Annotated in this window: 2 protein-coding genes; both read right to left on the reverse strand. The window is 49.3% G+C overall.

The window, feature by feature from the left end; translation table 11 throughout:
• Window positions 1–314 precede the first annotated feature (314 nt).
• Window positions 315–2,033 (reverse strand): ATP-binding protein, encoded by a 1,719-nt coding sequence (locus tag QUB04_RS32280; RefSeq protein ID WP_333290734.1) that lies wholly within the window; start codon window positions 2,031–2,033, stop codon window positions 315–317.
• Between the two features lie 22 nt (window positions 2,034–2,055).
• The gene (locus QUB04_RS32285; RefSeq protein WP_333290735.1) at window positions 2,056–2,442 is read right to left on the reverse strand and encodes a hypothetical protein; all 387 of its coding nucleotides are present in this window, start codon (window positions 2,440–2,442) and stop codon (window positions 2,056–2,058) included.
• Window positions 2,443–2,477: the final 35 nt, after the last annotated feature.

Consider the following 2,477-nt stretch of genomic DNA (forward strand, 5'->3'; position numbering starts at 1 on the left):
TTTAGTGGTGAATGTGTCTCTGGTAAATATAAAGCCGTCCTACAAGGACGGGGTTTTCAACCCAATTTTTCGATAAATTAGGATTTGGAAATATTTGTAATCAAGGATAAATCAACCCAAATATAAGGATGGGTTGGATAAGCTGTTGTGCAGTTAAACAGTGATACAATAATTACCCTTGTTTGTGTTTTTAGCCTCCAACTAATAATTAGGGCTTGCTGAATAATCGATCGCATATTACGTGGTCAGGGTTAAGAGATAGTGCGATCGAGAGTGTCAATCTCAAACGCAACATTTGTTCTTGAACACCTGGGTTAGAATCTGCTTATACGTCCGGTGAGGCTGGCAACCACCGCCACTAACTCAGCAGCATCTACGGGTTTGGTCAAATGTATCTGAAAACCTGCTAATAGTGCCTGCTGACGATCGTCATTCCGGGCATAAGCCGTCAGCGCGATCGCGGGTAGCCTACCGCCCCGCTGCGCTTCAAGTTGACGCAACTTGCGGATCAGGGAGTAGCCATCCTCATCCGGCATCCCAATATCGCTCACTAAAACATCCGGGCTGCGATCGCTTGCGGTTTCGATAATGGTCAAGGCGTCCTTTACCGAAGCAACAGCCATGACATCAGCACCATACTTTTCGAGAATCGTGCTCAGCAACTCTAGCGCGTCAGCCTCGTCCTCTACCACTAAGATTTGTAAGCCTTCAAGGGTCGATGAGACCTGAAACCTCCCATTCGCCTTGACGATCGAGTTTAATGGCTCTGGAGCGCTGGGTGGTAGATGGATAATCATCACAGGAAGTTTGACTGTAAAGGTCGTCCCCTGTCCTATCCCTGGACTCACTACCGTTACAGTCCCGCCATGTAATTCAACTAATTGACGCACAATGGCTAACCCTAAACCCAACCCCCCATAACTGCGAGTGGTCGTGCTGTCGTGCTGGCTGAAGCGATCGAAGACAAACGGTAGAAATTCCGAGCTGATGCCTGCCCCAGTGTCGCTGACAGTAATTTCCACATGGGAATTAACCCGCTGCAAACGAATCTCGACTCGCCCGTCTTTAGGCGTAAATTTGAGGGCGTTAGAAAGTAGATTCCACACAACTTGCTGCAACCTATCGGCATCACCCAAGAGCGGGCCAACTTCAGAATCGATCCGGCTTTGCAGGCGAATTGACTTTGCCTCAGCCGCCAAGTTTACAGACTCAATGGCCGATTCAATCACCGGCACGAGGTTGACAGGGCGGACTTGGAGGCGCAGTTTACCTGTGATGATGCGAGAAACATCGAGGATGTCTTCGATGAGCTGGGCTTGAGACTTCGCGTTTCGCTCGATCGTCTCCAAAGCCCGCGCCACCTTATCCTCACTCAGGTTTTTCTGCCTTAACATCGTTGACCACCCTAAGATCGCGTTGAGAGGAGTTCTGAGTTCATGAGAAAGAATCGAGAGAAACTCATCCTTGGCACGGTTGGCGGCCTCTGCGTCTGCCCGAATTATTTGTTCACGCATCAATAATTCGTCTTTGGTGCGATTAGACGCTTCCAGTTGGGCAGTGCGTTCCTGCACCCGTTGCTCTAGCTCCACATTAATCACCTGGATACGGTGGCGACTCTCTTCTAGTTCCTGGTTTGTAAGGGCGAGTTGGGCTGGACTTGGCGCATCGAGCGCCACTGGAATTAAGGGAATCAGTAAAAAGGTGAACGTATAGAAAGACCAAACACCAGTGACAGCTTTGATCACTCCTGAAACCCAATAAATGGGGTGCCAAAGTGTCACTATTCCCATCAGGTGCGTCGTGCCACATAAGGCAAAGATAAAAAAGAAACCAACCAGCAGCATCACCGTGTGGGCAGGCAGATCCTTACGCCCCTTCGTAAAGTAAACAATGGCAACCGCCACCGAGTAATAAGCGAGGGTAGTCAAGGCATCTGAGGTTAAGTGGAGCCAGACTAACCCCGGTTTCCAGAGGTAACAATGCCCGTGAGGAATGAAATTACTAGAAAAGAAGGTGCTCAAGAGGTTAGGCATATTAGTTTACGGCGCTGTCAAGTTAATTTAGGGGTGTCATCAATTCAACCCGATGACGGCAGCAACCAGAAGAATCGCACGCCGGAAAGTTCACCGCCCTAGGGTGATAGCGCGTCGCGATTCCCTGATACTGCTTGAGCTTGGGGAAAAAGTTCTTAATCAAATGACGGGCTTTGTAAAATTCAGCATCGTAAGTTTGCAGGGTCTTGCAATTGCGGCGAGGTGAAATGACGGTGGTCTTCCCCTCGGCATTGAGGCGGTCAATCACGCGCTGATCTGGATCATAGCCCTTGTTAGCCAGCAGTGTATCCGCCACCAGTAATGGCTGCAGTTGGTCGCCTCCTGCTCGCGTCACCAGTTTGTCGGGGGGTTGACTAACAGTGTATAGTTTTCCAACAAATGCAAACATTTGCTAACAAACGCTGTAAGATGAGCAAATGGCAT

The organism is Microcoleus sp. D2_18a_B4 (assembly GCF_036702475.1).
Taxonomy (GTDB): Bacteria; Cyanobacteriota; Cyanobacteriia; order Cyanobacteriales; family Microcoleaceae; genus Microcoleus.